Raw genomic sequence first — 16640 nt, forward strand, 5'->3', positions numbered from 1 at the left:
CCGCGCTCAATTAATCCGCAAACCTGTATTTTATCAGGCACCACGCAGCCTGTAAGCCATCTTTAATCGTGATTTTCTTGCCTTCATCATGGTCCCGGTTTTTGTAGCTAATCGGTATTTCCCAAATTTTGATACCATGCCGCAGGAGCTTGCCAGTGACCTCGGGCTCAAAGTCAAATTTATTTGCTCGAAGCCTTAGCTTTCTCAGCAGGCTGGTTTTCACAAGCTTGTAGCATGTCTCCATGTCAGTGAGCCTTGCTCCGTATATAATATTGGTCAGCCATGTCAGCCCTTTGTTCCCAAAATAAAACAGGCCTTTATGCAATCCATCCCTGTTCAGGAACCTTGAGCCGTACACAGCATCAGCTTTCCTGTTTTTCATTTCATCCAGAAGCATTATTATTTCCCTTGGGTCATATTCAAGGTCAGCATCCTGGACAATGCAGGCAAATCCTGATGCTTTTGACAGCGCAGTCCTCAGCGCCGCGCCCTTGCCCTTATTTTTCGGGTGGAAATAAATCCTGAGACTGGCATACTTCCTGCTTTTGCCGATTTTCTGCAGGATTTTTCTCGTGTTATCCATTGAGCCGTCATCTACAACAATTACTTCTTTCTCATATCCGTCAGTCTTGACTTTCATAACCTGGCCAATGAGCTTTTCAACTGTCTTGGCTTCGTTATACACCGGAATCAATATTGAAAATTTTTTTTGCCCTGCCATTAGTTGTCATCCAGTTCATTTATTTATAAAGGTTCTCCCTCAACAGGCTCTGTCCAGAGACTTGGTTTTGGCATCAAAGTTGTGAGGCTCTTCAATTATCGCCTAAAGCATTTTTCGCGGTTCCAGATAGAAAAATGCAATTATTGTCATTTGTTCAAAGCCGAGCCGATGCCAAAACTCGAGCCGAAGGCGAGATTCTGGGCAGAGCCCCCTCAACAAAACTATTCTTATTGGTGCCACTGCGTGATTTGCTTTCCCTAATTGACCAATTTAATTATTAACCCATTGCATACTCCGACAACATAATCTGCCATTCCCCGGGATTTCAAAAATACTTCTGGCTCCATCCCATCTTCCTGTCCATAATAATAAGCAGTATGCTCAAGGCTAATCCGGCAATTGTCAGCCACACTCCCTTCACAAATCCAGCAGGCACATAGCTGAACACCAAATCACCGCTTTTCCCATTGAGAATGACCAATGAGCCTATGCCATTTGCATTATGGATCCGGATTTCTTTTCCATTAATGCTGGCTTTCCATTCCGGAAACATGTAAAACTTTTCACCGAGGAAAAAAAGCCCTTTTTCGCCATTCAGCCTGAATTCAATCCTGTTTGGCCCGTAAACAGATGGCTTGATCTGCAACATTTGCCTGCCTGATGATTCCCGGGACAGCATAAGCGTCAGGTTCTCAAATGAAAGTGATTGGCCGGGATTAAATACATCCGGAACCAGGATGCCGCCGGCCTCAACAAATGCCTTAAGCTTTGGCGCATCAGCCGGGGCATAGCTGTTTTGCAGCAGGATAATCATATCATGGGCCATAAGCTCATTCTCCGAGTAATCTGAGACGCCCTGTGCTCCTTTTGTTATGACCAATTTGCCAGGATCAATGCCTGGCTGCAAAAGCATCTGGAACGCAACATTGTCAACATCAGCCTTTGCGCCAAGAATAAGGACTCCGTAATCTACAAGGTAATACCTTGGAAGGTACAGGTCATTGGAATAAAGATAGGGCCCGTCCACCCATTTCGAAAGGTCATCAGCTTCGCACGATGCGCATTCATCAAATTTCCTTACCAGGGTAAAGCCAGGGACATTTATCTCATTTTTTGCAGCCAAATACTTGACATTAGCCAGGCCGAGCAGCTTTGCAGGATTGTATTGCCTTGCAATGGCAGTGTACTGCACATAGTCGCCTGTCCAAATTGAGCCTCCTCCTCCGTAATGCTCTATTCCATACCTTGAATACCATCCAAACCCGTATGCAGCTATGATGTCCCCTACATCCAGGTTATATACCCTGAAAATTTCGCCTTTGCCCTTGATTTCATTTTCAAGGTACCTTGCCAGCTGGTTTTCGTCAATCTGCTGCTTGATTTCAATTGTCTGCCATCTCCACTTGGCCAGCCAAACATTTGCAAAAATCAATGCCAGCACTGCCAGGAAAAAAATCATGGCAGAGCCATTCCTGGCCATCCATTTTTTTGTGCTTTGCATTTTGCCCAATTTTGTTTCGAGGTAAGTATAGCCCATCCCTGCCAATAGCGGCATGGCGAAAACAAAAAGCACCAACGCCCTTTGCAGGTTGCGCATTTGCCTGAATCCCGGCGCATAGTTGTAGAAAAGCTGGCCCAGTCCAATGTCAAATGCAAGAAGGAAACCAACCAATGCAAGCAAAACCCCGAATACAACATATCTGTTTTTCATCTTTTTAAGGGACATGATTGCAAGAAGCGCGGCAACAAGCCCGACATCCAGGAAAAGCCATCCTGCCTTGACGGGATACAAATTACCGGGATAGAAATACTTCTCAGATCCAATGTATTCCGCATAGGAGACACCGGCTGCCCGGTTTGTGACCTCAACCAGGCTGAAATCAGGAAGCAGCTTGGAGGCGCTTAGCGCCACTGCAAGCACTGCCAAAGCCACAAAGATGACAACAATCCTCAAAATTGTTTTCTTGCCATGGTTTCCGGAAAACAATGCAAGGATTATCTCAAGGCCGAGGTAAATGCCCACAATCACCCAGGTATAGAGCAGGATGACAATCCCTCCTGACATGACCTGGCAGGCAAACAAGGCAGCTGCAAGTGCAATATTCAGGAAAAAATTCTTCCCTTCCTTCAGTGCCTTGATCACAAAAAGAAGGATCCATGGAATCAGCATGTACGGCTCGGCAATGCTCGGGTTTCCAATGATTATGAACTGAAGTATGTACTCATTGAAAATATAAACAAACCCTGCTATCATTGACGCATACACATTGTTTGTAATATATTTTGCCAGAAAATACATCCCGGCCAAACCGATTATCAGGTAGGAAAGCAGCGAGAGGTTTATGGCAAGGATGACCTGCTTGAAAAGCATCAGGTAGGCGAATGTAAGGTTAACGAAAAATACCTGCGGGTCTGTGAAAAAAGGATGCCCGCCAAACCATGACCTTGTCCAGAAGGGGAGTGTGCCATGCTCATAGACAGCATCCAGGTAATTCTGCGCAAAAAGCGTCTGCACCTCGATATAATGCGTGCCTGCAGGGTTTAGCCGCGTCGTGCTGAAAATTTCCCTGTAGTAAATCCCGGCAAGAACGAGCAAAATCAGGCCCGCCAAAATTTCCTTGCCATGCTTCCTAAAGATACTTGAGGCTTCCTGCTTCATCTTTCCACAATCCAAGGGTTTCATGCGACCATTTGAACGGCTTGTTCGCGCCAATGCCTATCTTGTTCATTGTGCCTATGAATTTTGTGCCAAAGTCCTTGCCATAAAGGGGCTTTTGGCCCCGGGCTTTTTTCCTGAAATCATCATTTTCCAGAATGGCTTTCACAGCTTCTGCCATGAATTCAGCTGAATAGGGCGGCGCCAGGAAATTTCCGCCAGACTGCCTGACAGTCTCGGGCCTGTCCGTGCTGAACCTGCAGGTCATGCACAATTTCTTCATCATGTTCATGTCTTCCTGCACGCCTCCGCTGTCCGTAAGGGCGGCAAGGTTGTGCTCAGAACTGTAAAATTCCACAACGTGCTCGAACATTGGCCATAAGTCAGTGAACAGGAAATTGTCTTTCTTCATTATGTCGCTGAATGCATCCTGCATGCCATAATTTGCAAATGCCTCCCTTGTCGCGCCCATCTGTATAAAAACAACTTTCCTTCCTTCCTTCACCAATTGCCTGACTGCTCCAACTATGCTTTTTAGCCTGCGCGCAGTCAGGTTTTCCCGCCTGTGGATGTCAACCCTTATCCATTCGCCTTTTTCAAGCTGCGGGTAAATCTCAAACACGCTTTGCTCAGGCTTTTTGCCAAGCTTGAGCTGAATTGCATCCACAACAGGGTTCCCGTGCACAAATATGTCCTCATCCTTGTAGCCTTCCCGTAACAGGTGCTGCCTGTTGAGGTCAAGGGGCGCGAACTGGAATTGGCAGGCTGCTGAGCTTACAAATGTGTCCCATTGCTCAGGGAACGGCTCATTGCGCAGCACTTCCCATTCTGCTTCTCTTTGCTGCATCACAAAATCCTGCGGGCTTGTTTTTCCGAGCTGCCTCATGCCTGCTGGCGACATGGATCTCAAGCCGGCCTCAAGGTTGATGCCTTTGTTTCCAACTGCAAAAAGCCATGCCGAGGGTATTACTCCTGCAAGGATGGTATCACCCAAGACAACAGGTACAGTCTCAACATCAGGATAAAGCTGCCTGAGCTTCCTCGCAAGCCATATGCATTTGAAATACAGTTCCCCTGTCTTCCTGCCGAGGTCGCCGCCAATGTGAAGGTCCACGCTTATTTTCCCGTCCAGCCCGAATTCTTTTATTCCCTGGGTCAGGCTGCTGTCATAGTGCTGGTTTGCATTTATGACAATGTATGGGTAGCCATTGCTTTCAGCAGCCTGTATTGCCCCATAGAATTTGTAAAAGCATGGCTTTGTGCCAACCACAAATGCAAGCAGCCATTTTCTATCTTTCCTGGCCTTCTCAGCAGCTGATTTTATTTTTGCATAATCAACCCTGATACTGTCCAGCTTCGGGATAAAATCAGATTGATTGACAGTGTCCAATGATGCCATAAGCTTCTCCTTCTGTATGAATTGGCCCCCTATGCTATGCGGTTTTTACACTCTCACCAGCATTAAAAACCTTTTGCTTTTTTAGGCTGTTCGAGGCAGCCGACTCAGTCCAAAACATGACACGTCAATATGCGGAATCCAATGCCAAGGGCGAGCTTTAAATAGTACGCGCTGATTACAGGCGATGGGTCAATCATGGACAGGAAATATAAGATCAGTGTCGTGATCCCTGTTTTCAGGGAGGAAAAGCGCATAAGCAGGTGCATTGACGAATCAATTTTCTATTTTTCCAATAATCCCTCAATTTCAGATTTTGAGCTGATTTTTGTAGCTGACTCAAGTGGGGACAAGACCATAAGCATCATCCGGAAGCGCACTTTCAGCGACAGGAGAATCCGGCTCATAGTCAATAATGACAGGCTGGAAAAAGGCTTTTCAGTAAAGGAAGGAATGCTGTCAGCGAAATATGACCTCATGCTTTTTTACGACGCAGACCTCAGCGTTCCCCTGACGGAAATCGGAAACTTTTTGGCCAAGATAAGCCGGCATGACATCCTCATTGCATCACGGGGGCTTCCGGATTCAAGGGTGCAGAAAAAATTCTTCAAGATACTCCTATCAAGGCTTTTTTCGGCTGTGAAACTGGTTATGCTGGGTGTCAATTACCATGACACTCAATGCGGCTTTAAGATGTTCAGGAAAAAAACACTTGTGCTGTTCCGCCAGCAGAGGATAAAGAGCAGCTGCTTTGATGTTGAGCTTCTGTACAACGCAGGCCTGCATAATTTTAGTGTAAAGGAGCTTCCGGTCACATGGATTGACTCGGACAGGAGCAATTTCAACACCCTCAAGGTCATCGGAAGGTTTATTGTTGATATCATGAGAATCAGGTACTATTCCTGGTCTGGAAAATACGGGCCGGCCGCAGGGAAGGCAAAATAATCTTAATTCAAAATAATCTTAATTTGTTCCTTTTTATTCCTTCTTATTTTATCCCTTCTTATTCAAATGAAATGCTTCAATCTGCCCTTTCTTTCTGCAGCACAGTCAGGGTGGCCACGCCAATCGGCATGTTCATCCCTTTCGCTATCAGCCAATTCTCTGCCAGGTGGATTTTCTTGAGCAGGCCATTGAGCATCATCCCGTTTCCTTTGGGGTTTTCAGAATTTTTCCTTGCAGACGTTTTCGCATTTCTTTTTAGCAGGCTGTCCTTTATTTTTTGCTCAAACGACTCCCCCTTGCCTGATGCTCTTTCCATGGTCCTGGCGAGCAATGCCGGGAAATAAAAAAATGGCTGGATATATGTCTGTCTAAGTTTCCTGAAGCCATCAAACAGCTTGTTCAGCCTTTTCTTGGTATACCTCCTGAAATGGAACAGCCTTTTGTCATCCGCCCCCCAAAGGTGCATGAACATTGGGACTGTGACAAGGGCTATTCCGCCTGGCCTCAGCACCCTCCTGACCTCCTGCGCAGCTTTTTTGTCATTCCTCACATGCTCCAGGGTGTCGCTTATTATCACAAAGTCAAAATAATCATCCTGATAAGGCAGCTTCTCAGCATTCCCCACTTTGAGCATAAAGCTTGTCCTGGCAGACTTGGCCCTCTGATGGCAGATCCTGATAGCCTCGCCGGAGACGTCCATACCATAGATTTCGGCATCCTTGCCGCAAATTTGCCTCATCATAAGCAAAATGCTTCCTGTTCCACAGCCTACATCCAACAGGCGGAACTTATTGTTCCTTCCACTATCCTGTTTTCCCGGTGCTGATTTTGCCATCCCGGAATATTTTTTATAAGCCTGCTCAAACATGTACCTTTTTCCAACCCAGAACCAGTAATCCTTTTCCAGCACGGCCATCTGGTTTATTGATATGTCATCCAATCATCACACCTGTTATTGCCCTAATATCACTTTATTCCACTTATTTTTTATTCCAACCATTTTCATTTTTTTCTGCAATAAATTTGCGTTATCCTGTCAATCAACTCAGTTGTGGAAAATCCAGGGACTTTCTTTACCAAGTAAAGCTTGCCGCCAATTGCCTTAATGGCCTTTGCCTCGACGCAATCCTTGCCATACTCCTCGCCATTGGCATGTACATCAGGCCTGGCCAGGTTTATCAGCGGGACTGCAATTTCCTTTTCATCCATCAATACAACATAATCAACGCATTCCAGTGCAGCCAGTGACTCCATCCTGTGTTTTTCGTCAATAATAGGCTTGTCCTTGCTCTTGTACTGCTTTACAGAGGAATTGCTGTTGACTCCCACTATAAGTGCATCTCCCCGGGCTTTTGCCTCCTGCAAAAAAGTTATGTGGCCAATATGCATTAAGTCAAAGCTCCCGTTGCAGGTGACTATTTTCTTCCCTTTGGCCCTCAGCTCATTGCATATTTTCGGGACAGCGTCCCGGGAGACAATTTTTTTTCTAGCAGCCATCGCCATCGACCCCTTGATTTGCGCCATTTGCAGCGCCGCCGGGCTTTTCGTGCTCCAGTATAATCTCAACAGCCATCTTTAAGTCAGGCGCCACAAAATCAGGCTCAACTGTCATGTTCCTGTAATATTCCTCGCCGTTAATCCCGCTTTTTACAAGCACGGTCCTGCATCCTGCGCGTGCCCCTGCCATTATGTCAAAATCCCTGTCACCTACCATCCATGACTTCTTAAGGTTAAGCTTGAATTCATGCGCAGCTTCCTCAAAAAATTTGGTTCCTGGCTTTTTGCATTCGCAGATGAATGAATATCCTTCAACAGTGCCGTCCTTGTGGTGAGGGCAGTAATATACCCTGTGTATTTCGGCCCCATGTTTTTTCAGCTCGGACACAATGTGATGGTTTATTTTGTTGACATCCTCTTCGGTGTAAATCCCTTTTGCCACGCCGCCCTGGTTGGTGATTATTATAAGCTTGTAGTCTGTCTTGGAAAGCTTTGCGATTGCCTCAACAGAGCCAGGCAGGAATGCAAAGTCCTCAAGCTGGTAAAGGTAGGTTGGCATTTCCACGTTTATTGTTCCATCCCTGTCGATGAAAATTGCCCTGTTCCTCCCAGATCTTTTCTTGGGGGGCACACGGGCTTCAGGAATTTGCCCTTCATGCTCATTTTCCATTCTGGTTTCCATTGTATTCTGAATCCTTCTTTATGTCTTTCTCAAGCTCCGAGGCTGTTACAGTTGAGGTCCCTATTTTTCCAACAACAATCCCTGCTGCGTGATTGGCAATCCTCGCGGCATCCTCCAGGCTCGAACCTGCTGCCAATGACATGGCCAAGGTGGCCACAACCGTATCCCCTGCTCCGGTAACATCATAGACTTCCTTGGCTTTTGTCGGAATGTGCTTGACCATCCCATCCTTCTTGAAAAGGGACATTCCCATCTCCCCTCTTGTGACCAAAATGTCAGTATCGTACTTCCTGACCAGGGCTTCTCCAACTTTCATCACATCTTCCCAGAACTCCTCTTCAAGGCCGGACATCAGGCATGCTTCGTCATAGTTGGGTGTGAGCAGATGGCAGCCATAATAATATTCCCTGTGCATTGGCTTTGGGTCCACAATTGTATAAACCTTGTTTCCTTTTGCAATGTCAGTAACCTTTGCCATGAAATTCCTGCTCAAAAGGCCTTTCCCGTAATCAGAGATTACAATCACATCAATGTCCTCAATGCCCTGCTTTAATTCATTAATTATTTTTTCCTCATGCTCCCTGTCAATGTTATGCACTTTTTCATAATCAACCCTGAGCAGCTGCTGGCCACGGGCCATTATTCTCATCTTGGTGATGGTCGGCCTTGTGCTGTCCTTGATCATGTAATCCGTATGCATGTTTCTCTTCTTCAGCTCCTCAAGGAGCGTTGCGCCCATCTCATCATTGCCGACTGTGCCTATGATATAGACATCCCCGCTCAGGCTGGCAACATTGTTTGCCACATTCGCGGCTCCGCCCGGCACAAACTCCTCCTTCTGGACATTAACTACCTGCACGGGCGCTTCAGGCGATATCCTTGTGACATCCCCTACAATTGACTTGTCGAGCATCACATCCCCTATGACCAAAACCCTTTTCCCCTTGAAATCCCGGATTGTCTGAATCAGTTTTTTTACATCCATTGAAATCCCCCTTATTGTTCCTTCCCGCCTTTCCAGGCCTTGGCAACAAATTCGTTTTCGACCAATTCGCATACAATATGCATTATGCACATCTGGGCTTCCTGTATCCTTGCTGTCTGGCTTGAGGGTATTATTATGTCCAAATCTGCCATGCCTTTTGTCTTTCCCCCATCCTTGCCGAGCAGGGCAACGGTCTTCATCCCCTTTTCCTTTGCCATTTTCAAGGCAAGCATGACATTCTCTGAATTTCCGCTTGTGCTAATCCCCACAAACAGGTCTCCTTTGTTTCCCAGGGCCTCAACCTGCCTTTCAAACAGCGTGTTGAATCCGTAATCATTTGCATGAGCTGTGATGACAGATGTGTCAGTTGTCAGGGCTATTGCCGGCAGGGTCTTCCGGTCAGTCTTATATCTTACTATGAACTCAGCTGCAAAATGCTGCGCATCTGCCGCACTACCTCCATTGCCGCATACAAGCACTTTTTTGCCGGATTTCATGGTATCCAGGGTCATGGCAGCAAATTTTTCAACCTTTCCTGCCATTGTATTGGCAACTGTCTTTTTTACTTCAGCGCTTTCAAGCAGCATTTCCCTTATCTTGTTTTCCATGCTCTCACCCTTAACCGTTTTATGAAATATGATTATTTAATATAGTATGACTAATTCATACTAAAAAATGGCTCTATTTATATATCTTTGCATTTTTTTAAAATAACAAGATTTAAATAGTAATACTTTTACATACTAAAAGTATGAAGGAAAAAATCGCAATATCAGTGGACAAGGGGCTGCTGCACCTGATAGACTCCAAAGTTGACGGCTCAGTGATCAGGAGCAGGAGCCAGGCCATAGAGCTTTTTCTGCGAAAAGGCATGGAGGAGAAAACAGTTGACACTGCAATCCTCCTGCTCCACCGTGACCATCACGATGCCGCGCTTACCAAGGTAAAGGGGATTCCCCTGATAAATTCCCAAATTGATTTTTTCAAGGCCAACGGGATAAACAGGGTCATAATGATAACCCAGCATGGCAAGAAAATAAACCTGATATTGCAAGCGCTCTCCCATGCAAGCATTGATGTTAAGATAATCGAGAAGGATGCACGGGGCAATGCTGAGGCGCTGACTGCGGCCAAGGGCTTGATCCAGGCGAGCTTTGTTGTGATGAGCGGCGACACGAACAACAATTTCAATCTGCAGAGCATGATAAAAAAGCACCTTGACGCCGGAAAGCTGGCCACAATGGGCATAATGAGCATAGAGAAGCCCGGCAAGTACGGGACTGCCGTGATGGATGGGGACCTGATTGTGGATTTCGAGGAAAAGCCCAGGCAGGCCAGGACGCATGTGGGCAACACAGGCATCTACATTTTCAAGCCGGAAGTGCTGGAATTGTGCGATGCGCATACAATCTCACTTGAGCGGGACCTGTTTCCAAAGCTCGCCAGGATAAAGCAGCTGACCGGCTTCTTCACATTGGGAGAATATATGCATCTTGGATAGTCTATTTCTTGTCAATACAAAGGCATATAAACTTGTATAGTTTGTTACTTACTGGGGGGAATTAATGATTGGGAAAATTCGATATAAAACAGTACCGATCGTTTTTTGCATGCTTGTTCTATGTATCCCAACGATAATTGCAATAAAGGCACCAGAGAAAGAGTGGGAAATGCAAATCAAACCTGGTTCAGGTTGGGTGGAGTCAATTGAGCAAACAAGCGATTCAGGATATATTATTTCTGGCAATACTCAGCTCTTATATGACTGGAAAGGCCATTACGCTCTTCTAATCAAACTGGATGAGTCTGGCAATCTGCAATGGAATCACACTTATAACAAGACCAATTATGACTTTTTTTCATCAGCTCGTCAAACCAGCGATGGTGGTTACATTGCCGCGGGGAGCACAAGAACAAAAGATGAAAAATATATGGATTTTTACAATCTCTGGGTAATAAAAACAGATGAAGAGGGACTACCCTTATGGAATAAGACCTATGCAGATGGCATAAGCTCTGACGCAAGAGAAGTTCAACTAACCACGGATGGTGGTTTTCTTATCTTGGGTTCCAAGCTCGTTCTAGGTTGGAATGTGACCGATTATTCTATCCCGCTCAACAATCTTTTTCTATTAAAAATAGATTCCGATGGCAATTATCAATGGAACTGGACTTTTCGCACATCTAATCACTCTAGCCAACTTTATTCCGGAGTGGTTCAAACATCCGATGATGGATATGCACTTATAGTAACAATCCTGAATGGATCCCAATATGGCGCAGACTTCTCCAGCCTGCAAAGGGAAATTTTCCTAATTAAACTGGACAGTAATAGAAATATTCAATGGAATCAAACCATCCAAGGTACAAGCTATCTATCACACATATTACAAACAGAAGATGGTGGCTATCTGCTCGCTGGATCTAAATCTCCCCAATTTGATGTCTGGGTTGTTAAGACAGATACAGATGGTCGCACGCTTTGGAATCATACCTTTGATAATAATAACACATGGGATCACCCTCAACATCTAACTTTGGCAAATGATGATACTTTTTTCATTACAACCGAGTCGATCTACCCCTCACTTTTCAAATCCAAAATCTGGATGTTAAAATTAGACGAATTTGGCAATTCTTTGTGGAATAAGACAGTTTCATTTCGCAATAATAATGATACCACATATGCGGCAGCGGGCCTTCAAACAGATGATGGAGGTTACATCGTCACGGGTACATCAGAAAACACAAGTCTTCCATATTTTTGGAGTCATGGTGTTTGGGTTGAAAAATTCGGGCAGGAAAACACTTCGGTTGATATTAATATTACTGTTCCACAACATAATTCAACGATTATAACAAATTTTACATGGTTAAATGTCACGACAAGCGAACCAGCACTTTGCACATATCATGGTGAATCTTGTGCACTAGTGGTACCTAAATCTTCTCCTGACTGCAATGTCGTTTATCCGGTAAATTTATCTTCAAGCAATAATATCTTTCATAGCTCCTATTTAAAAAATCTAACAAGTCATTTTAACTACAATCTTGCAATAGTTTGCAAAAGTGGTTCAGAATATCTGGAACCAGCATGGCTTAATTTTTACGTTGATATTGTCGATATCAATGACTTAGTACCGCCAGTAACACTAGCCAACAGCATGGATTATATATTCGGGACTTGGAGCAATACTTATTTAGAAATAAATTTTACGTGTTCTGATATCAATGGAACAGGTTGTAAACAAACTTATTATTGTATTGACACTACTGACATCTGTGAACCATCCATTACTTATAATAATAGTTTTAGCATAAATACGGAAGGCTATTTTTATTTGAGATTCAGAAGTACAGACCAGGTCAACAATCAGGAAGCCATTACGAGCAAAATTATTAAAATAGACAAAACTTTACCGGTCATAAATGTAACTGCTCCAATAACACAAGGTTCTTATAAAAGTGAATTTTTGCCAATTGAGTGGTTTGTTAATGATACAAATATTAACTATTCATTTGCTAATATTATAGATTTTAATGGTAATTTAATATGGGAATCACCCTCGCTGTCAGATGAATATAATTATTACTCCTTCCACAATCTTAGTGATGGCCAGTATAACATAACTGTTGTTTCTAAAGATTTGGCTCATAATTATGTCAACTATACCGTTACTGACGTTACAATCGATTCAATAGCTCCAATCTGGCAGTTTTTGAATCCAGAAAACAATATCACCACTGATAAAAACATACTTCAAATCAATTTCACGACTAATGAACCAGCATATTGCAAAATTCAGGATTCGTACAGTTATTTCTTGAATAATTTAAGCTCGCTTATCATATATGGCGCTGCATTTGGAGATCAAAATGATGCAATATTTTCTCAAAGTTTCACGTTCGAAAATTTGAGTGATTATTCCCACTATTACTATTTAATACGCTGTTCAGATTTGGCTGGCAATCAAAATGAAAATTCATATGAGTTTACTGTAATATATGACGGCGATGCTGACGGCATCCCCGACATCCTGGACAATTGTCCATCAATTTACAATCCATCTCAAGCAGATATCGATGATGATGGTGTTGGGGATTCATGTGATTCAGACAGCGATAATGATGGCATACCAAATGATCAAGATTACCTAACAGGCAACTCCAGTGACATAAATTCAAGTTCATTTGTACCAATATTATATATCAATAACCAATCCAATCTAAATCAAATCTTTACTGGACTTGGTGTTATAGATATTATGAATGAGAATGTTAAAGTCGCGGAATTTTCATATAATTTCAGTAATGGCACTCTTAACTTAGCAAATATTGCAATTGAAGTATCGTCCAATTCTTCCAATGGTTTTGTGCTAATTAATCTCAATGGGCAAACAATCGAAGGTACTAAAACTCTGTATCTTGAAAATGTTAATAACTTAACAACTCTTTGCATAAAAGATGCTGAAATAGGCTCAATAAGTCAAATTACAAATCTATGCAATGGCCCGAATGAATATAGCATTGACTGCCCCGGATATGCTAACAATAACCAATATCAATGTAATTACACTGGTTCCAGCAACAAAACTTATGTAATAAGTGGATTGACGCACACAGGTATCAACCAGCAGACTTATTGCGGAAATGGCGTTGTTGATTTTGGTGAAGATTGTACTAATTGCGATGCTGATGCAGGCTCTTGCCCAATTTCTTCCAGCTCTAGCAGTTCATCTGGAGGTGGTGGTGGAGGCGGAGGAGGTGGTGGACCAACTCTCTTTTACTGCTCCAAAGCATGGCAATGCAGTAGCTGGAGTTCTTGCCTAAATAGTCAACAGACAAGATCATGCGAATTTGTTGAGGTTCCCGAGTATACACAAAACACTTCATGTCCAAAAGGATCCGATGATATAGAAATAGCCAGAACATGCACATCTGCCCCCAAATCGGTTGTCCCAGCTTCCGAAGAGCAAGTCCCTAATGCTGCTGAAGATGTAAAATCTTTGGAATCCACTATACCAGGATCAGATCAAGATCAACTTGCCAAATTGCAGGATGTTAGTGCCATTACAGGTGCAGTGACCGGTTTGGAAAATTTTATCAGCAACAAAAAGCCCATGAACAAAATATTCTTAATATTATTTTCTCTGATTATAGTAATGGCACTTGTGATTTACGGATATAATCATTTTGTTGGTCGTAAGAAAAAACGATAATTGGGCTAACAACTCACTTCCCTGCAATTTTCCCAAACGCCATCATAACATTATCAACGCTTATCGCCTTCATGCACTTCTGGTATTCAGCCGATTTCCTCGAGTAAAGGCAGTCAGGGACCTGTCCTTTATGGGTGTTTATGCACGGGGTATACCTGCAGCTGTCCTGGTGGTAGACAAAGGCATTTTTTTCGCCGTACGGCGCCCACCTGACAGGGGTGTTCGGCCCGAACAGGCCAAGAGTTTTCACGCCCTGCGCAGCTGCAATGTGCATGGGTCCTGAATCATTGCCGACAAATGCCTTGCATTTCTGCAGTGCACAGAAAAGCTGCCTTACCGTGAAGAACCCGGCGGCATTGTAAACATTTTCCTTCAATTTCATAATTGTCATTATCTCATCCACTAATGCGCGCTCATCGCTGCTGCCAAAAAATATAACCCAGCATCCCTTTTTGCCGTACCTCTCCAGGATGCTGTCAGCCAGCTTGGCATATTTTTCCTTCTGCCATTTCCTTGATGGCGCGGATTCAGCAGAGCCAGGCGCTATTCCGACGACAAATTCCCCGCTTCTTATCCTCCTCTCTTTCATCCACTTGTCCACTTCGCGGGCATCATGCTTGTCAAACTGGACAGGAATAAGCTTTTTCACGGGAATTTCAGCCCCAACTGTCCTGGCAAGGTCCATAAAGGCAAATACAGAATGCTGCTGGTCATTGTAGACAGTTTCTTTGGTGTAGAGCAGGGACCTCAACCCATGGCTATATCCAACTCTCTTCTTTCCTGCTGCAAATGTGAGGATGGCTGAAACATTAAGGTATTCCTCCATATCAATAACCAGGTCGAATTTTCTATAATTCCTTCTCATAAACTCCAAAAGTGAAGAAATGTTAAAGTCAATTTCCACAAGCTTGTCCGCATCAGGATTGCGAAAATACACATCCTTGTTCCGCCTTGTCGCTAGTATGGTTATCTCGGCGCCTGAAAACCGTTTTCTCAATGCCCTCAGCGCAGGCAGGGTTGTGATGGTTTCGCCTATCCCCCATAGCTGGACGACCAGGATTTTCTTGACAGCGGGCCTTTTCATGAACTTTCTCATGATGGCAAACGGGATGTTGGCTATTCCAATGGCAAGGCAAAGCACCCCTCCGACAATCCTGTCCATTAGCTTTATAGTCCCAATCTGCATTAGAATCACCGATTTGGAATGGGCATTATCAAAATTTTGCCATCATGGGCAAATTAATCTCACTTTGATTTTTTTGAGGCATCCTCAATAGCCACTTTTCGGACAACCTCCTCGACTTTTTTCTGGGTTTTTCTCACAACATCATAGACATAAATTACAACTGCGATTATAAACATGAACCCCAGGATTATGAACAGGTCAAGGGTTCTTGTCAGCCTGAGGACTGTTGTTATGGGGTCGAGCCAGTTGGGAAACAGGGACACAAGGCCGAACACAATCCAGAAAAATGTCCAAAAGACATATTCCCTCACGGTGTATTCCTTCCTTTTCTGGTGAAGAAACGTAACATAAAGCATGAACAGCGCGAAAATGCTTCCCAAAATCTGGATTCCGAGTACCATTGTTCATCATCTTTGGGCCAAATTACCAATGCCTTGCCTTACTTGGCAAACCCATTTCCCCTGAGCTTCCAATACAGCAGGTCAAGCACAATCTTGAAGCCGTCAAAAACTGTTGTGCCCTTGTACTTGTCTGAATATATGGTTGCTATCTCCACTTGCTTATATTTAAGCTTATGCCTGCCCACATTTGCCACCATTTCCGATTCCATGCTGTAGTCTGAAACATTCCACCGGATTTTTGAATATGCATACTTTGTAAAGGCACGGTATCCGCAAAGCGAGTCCTTGATCCTGACATTATACAGCATTTCAGTCACCCTATTGATAAGCCAGTTTCCGACCAACAGGATTTTTGGCATGCTCTGGTTGAATTTCCTGGCCCCAATCACGATATCATTCCCTTTCAGCGCCTTGAGAAACAAAGGTATTTCTGCGGGGTCATGCTGGCCGTCTGCATCCAGCACAATCAGTATGTCAGCTCCATGCTCTATTGCATAATCGCATCCTGTTTTCAGGGCAGCGCCTTTGCCAAGGTTGATAATATGCCTCAGGACAAATGCTCCACTGCCCTCTGCCTTTTTCCCTGTCCCGTCAGTTGAGCCGTCATCTACAACAATCACATCCTTGATATGGCTTTTTACTTTTTGCACTACCCTGCCAATATTTTTTTTCTCGTTCCTTGCAGGGATAATGGCATAAATCCGGTGCGGTTTGATATGGAGTTTCATTGTAATCCCGTGTGTATTGTAATGAGACGTCATTATTTAATCCTTTCTACTTAAATCGGCTTTGCCCGAAAACTCGCCTTCCGGCCCGGTTTGGGCATCTGATCAGCATTGCAGCTTCTCATGCATTGCATTTTTCTCCTCTACAACCCCGAAAAATGCTTAATCCCTCCTAAAATGGGCTTCGCAAAATTGATGCCCAAACTCACTTTTCGGGCACAGCCACT

At 44.1% G+C, this 16640-nt stretch carries 14 protein-coding genes; 3 read left to right on the top strand and 11 right to left on the bottom strand.

Features of this window, described 5'->3' with window-relative positions:
* Positions 1–10: 10 nt before the first annotated feature.
* The 3 genes from J4227_03690 to J4227_03700 all read right to left on the bottom strand — a co-directional run bounded on the left by J4227_03690 (position 11) and on the right by J4227_03700 (position 4776).
* The gene (locus J4227_03690) at positions 11–721 is read right to left on the bottom strand and encodes a glycosyltransferase family 2 protein (protein MBS3109605.1); all 711 of its coding nucleotides are present in this window, start codon (positions 719–721) and stop codon (positions 11–13) included.
* 325 nt (positions 722–1046) lie between these two features.
* Positions 1047–3380 (bottom strand): hypothetical protein, encoded by a 2334-nt coding sequence (locus tag J4227_03695; GenBank protein ID MBS3109606.1) that lies wholly within the window; start codon positions 3378–3380, stop codon positions 1047–1049.
* Positions 3352–4776, bottom strand: coding sequence for a UDP-N-acetylglucosamine 2-epimerase (locus J4227_03700; GenBank protein MBS3109607.1), 1425 nt, complete (start codon positions 4774–4776; stop codon positions 3352–3354). The genes J4227_03695 and J4227_03700 overlap by 29 nt, the downstream gene beginning before the upstream one ends.
* Before the next feature lie 195 nt (positions 4777–4971).
* Here J4227_03700 and J4227_03705 point away from each other — a divergent pair, with 195 nt between their 5' ends.
* Complete coding sequence (locus tag J4227_03705) at positions 4972–5718, top strand: glycosyltransferase (GenBank protein ID MBS3109608.1); 747 nt, start codon at positions 4972–4974, stop codon at positions 5716–5718.
* A gap of 76 nt (positions 5719–5794) precedes the next feature.
* Here the strand turns inward: J4227_03705 and J4227_03710 are convergent, their stop codons facing one another.
* The 5 genes from J4227_03710 to gmhA all read right to left on the bottom strand — a co-directional run bounded on the left by J4227_03710 (position 5795) and on the right by gmhA (position 9490).
* Positions 5795–6658 carry a class I SAM-dependent methyltransferase gene (locus tag J4227_03710; GenBank protein MBS3109609.1) on the bottom strand — a complete coding sequence of 288 codons (864 nt, stop codon included), beginning with the start codon at positions 6656–6658 and terminating at the stop codon, positions 5795–5797.
* A 62-nt stretch (positions 6659–6720) separates the two neighbouring features.
* Positions 6721–7215, bottom strand: coding sequence for an adenylyltransferase/cytidyltransferase family protein (locus J4227_03715; protein MBS3109610.1), 495 nt, complete (start codon positions 7213–7215; stop codon positions 6721–6723).
* Entirely contained in the window at positions 7205–7897 is a 693-nt protein-coding gene (locus J4227_03720; GenBank protein ID MBS3109611.1) for an HAD family hydrolase, read from the bottom strand. Before J4227_03720 ends, J4227_03715 begins: the two co-directional genes overlap by 11 nt.
* On the bottom strand, positions 7875–8882 hold the full coding sequence (gene rfaE1, locus J4227_03725) for a D-glycero-beta-D-manno-heptose-7-phosphate kinase (protein ID MBS3109612.1): 1008 nt from the start codon (positions 8880–8882) through the stop codon (positions 7875–7877). The genes J4227_03720 and rfaE1 overlap by 23 nt, the downstream gene beginning before the upstream one ends.
* An 11-nt stretch (positions 8883–8893) precedes the next feature.
* On the bottom strand, positions 8894–9490 hold the full coding sequence (gene gmhA / locus J4227_03730; GenBank protein ID MBS3109613.1) for a D-sedoheptulose 7-phosphate isomerase: 597 nt from the start codon (positions 9488–9490) through the stop codon (positions 8894–8896).
* A 143-nt stretch (positions 9491–9633) separates the two neighbouring features.
* On the opposite strand from gmhA, the gene J4227_03735 reads away from it, so the two are divergent.
* Both J4227_03735 and J4227_03740 read left to right on the top strand, forming a co-directional pair.
* Positions 9634–10383, top strand: a complete 750-nt coding sequence (locus tag J4227_03735) for a hypothetical protein (protein ID MBS3109614.1) — start codon at positions 9634–9636, stop codon at positions 10381–10383.
* Positions 10384–10447: 64 nt separating this feature from the next.
* Positions 10448–14101, top strand: coding sequence for a thrombospondin type 3 repeat-containing protein (locus J4227_03740; protein ID MBS3109615.1), 3654 nt, complete (start codon positions 10448–10450; stop codon positions 14099–14101).
* A gap of 13 nt (positions 14102–14114) precedes the next feature.
* On the opposite strand, the gene J4227_03745 is transcribed toward J4227_03740, so the two are convergent.
* Genes J4227_03745 through J4227_03755 form a run of 3 tightly spaced genes read right to left on the bottom strand, consistent with a single transcriptional unit; the run spans position 14115 to position 16449 of the window.
* On the bottom strand, positions 14115–15287 hold the full coding sequence (locus J4227_03745) for a glycosyltransferase family 9 protein (GenBank protein MBS3109616.1): 1173 nt from the start codon (positions 15285–15287) through the stop codon (positions 14115–14117).
* A 59-nt stretch (positions 15288–15346) separates the two neighbouring features.
* The gene (locus J4227_03750; GenBank protein MBS3109617.1) at positions 15347–15688 is read right to left on the bottom strand and encodes a DUF2304 domain-containing protein; all 342 of its coding nucleotides are present in this window, start codon (positions 15686–15688) and stop codon (positions 15347–15349) included.
* 38 nt (positions 15689–15726) lie between these two features.
* Positions 15727–16449, bottom strand: a complete 723-nt coding sequence (locus J4227_03755) for a glycosyltransferase family 2 protein (GenBank protein ID MBS3109618.1) — start codon at positions 16447–16449, stop codon at positions 15727–15729.
* Positions 16450–16640: the final 191 nt, after the last annotated feature.

This window comes from Candidatus Woesearchaeota archaeon (assembly GCA_018303405.1).
Classification (GTDB): Archaea; Nanobdellota; Nanobdellia; order Woesearchaeales; family JABMPP01; genus JAGVYD01.

What these genes read in the sequence shown, in the direction of transcription:
- J4227_03700 (MBS3109607.1), bottom strand. Translation starts at nt 4,776, where the DNA reads ATGGCATCATTGGACACTGTCAATCAATCTGATTTTATCCCGAAGCTG.
- rfaE1 (MBS3109612.1), bottom strand. Translation starts at nt 8,882, where the DNA reads ATGGATGTAAAAAAACTGATTCAGACAATCCGGGATTTCAAGGGGAAA.
- J4227_03720 (MBS3109611.1), bottom strand. Translation starts at nt 7,897, where the DNA reads ATGGAAACCAGAATGGAAAATGAGCATGAAGGGCAAATTCCTGAAGCC.
- J4227_03745 (MBS3109616.1), bottom strand. Translation starts at nt 15,287, where the DNA reads ATGCAGATTGGGACTATAAAGCTAATGGACAGGATTGTCGGAGGGGTG.
- J4227_03690 (MBS3109605.1), bottom strand. Translation starts at nt 721, where the DNA reads ATGGCAGGGCAAAAAAAATTTTCAATATTGATTCCGGTGTATAACGAA.
- J4227_03695 (MBS3109606.1), bottom strand. Translation starts at nt 3,380, where the DNA reads ATGAAGCAGGAAGCCTCAAGTATCTTTAGGAAGCATGGCAAGGAAATT.
- J4227_03705 (MBS3109608.1), top strand. Translation starts at nt 4,972, where the DNA reads ATGGACAGGAAATATAAGATCAGTGTCGTGATCCCTGTTTTCAGGGAG.
- J4227_03740 (MBS3109615.1), top strand. Translation starts at nt 10,448, where the DNA reads ATGATTGGGAAAATTCGATATAAAACAGTACCGATCGTTTTTTGCATG.
- J4227_03750 (MBS3109617.1), bottom strand. Translation starts at nt 15,688, where the DNA reads ATGGTACTCGGAATCCAGATTTTGGGAAGCATTTTCGCGCTGTTCATG.
- gmhA (MBS3109613.1), bottom strand. Translation starts at nt 9,490, where the DNA reads ATGGAAAACAAGATAAGGGAAATGCTGCTTGAAAGCGCTGAAGTAAAA.
- J4227_03715 (MBS3109610.1), bottom strand. Translation starts at nt 7,215, where the DNA reads ATGGCTGCTAGAAAAAAAATTGTCTCCCGGGACGCTGTCCCGAAAATA.
- J4227_03755 (MBS3109618.1), bottom strand. Translation starts at nt 16,449, where the DNA reads ATGACGTCTCATTACAATACACACGGGATTACAATGAAACTCCATATC.
- J4227_03735 (MBS3109614.1), top strand. Translation starts at nt 9,634, where the DNA reads ATGAAGGAAAAAATCGCAATATCAGTGGACAAGGGGCTGCTGCACCTG.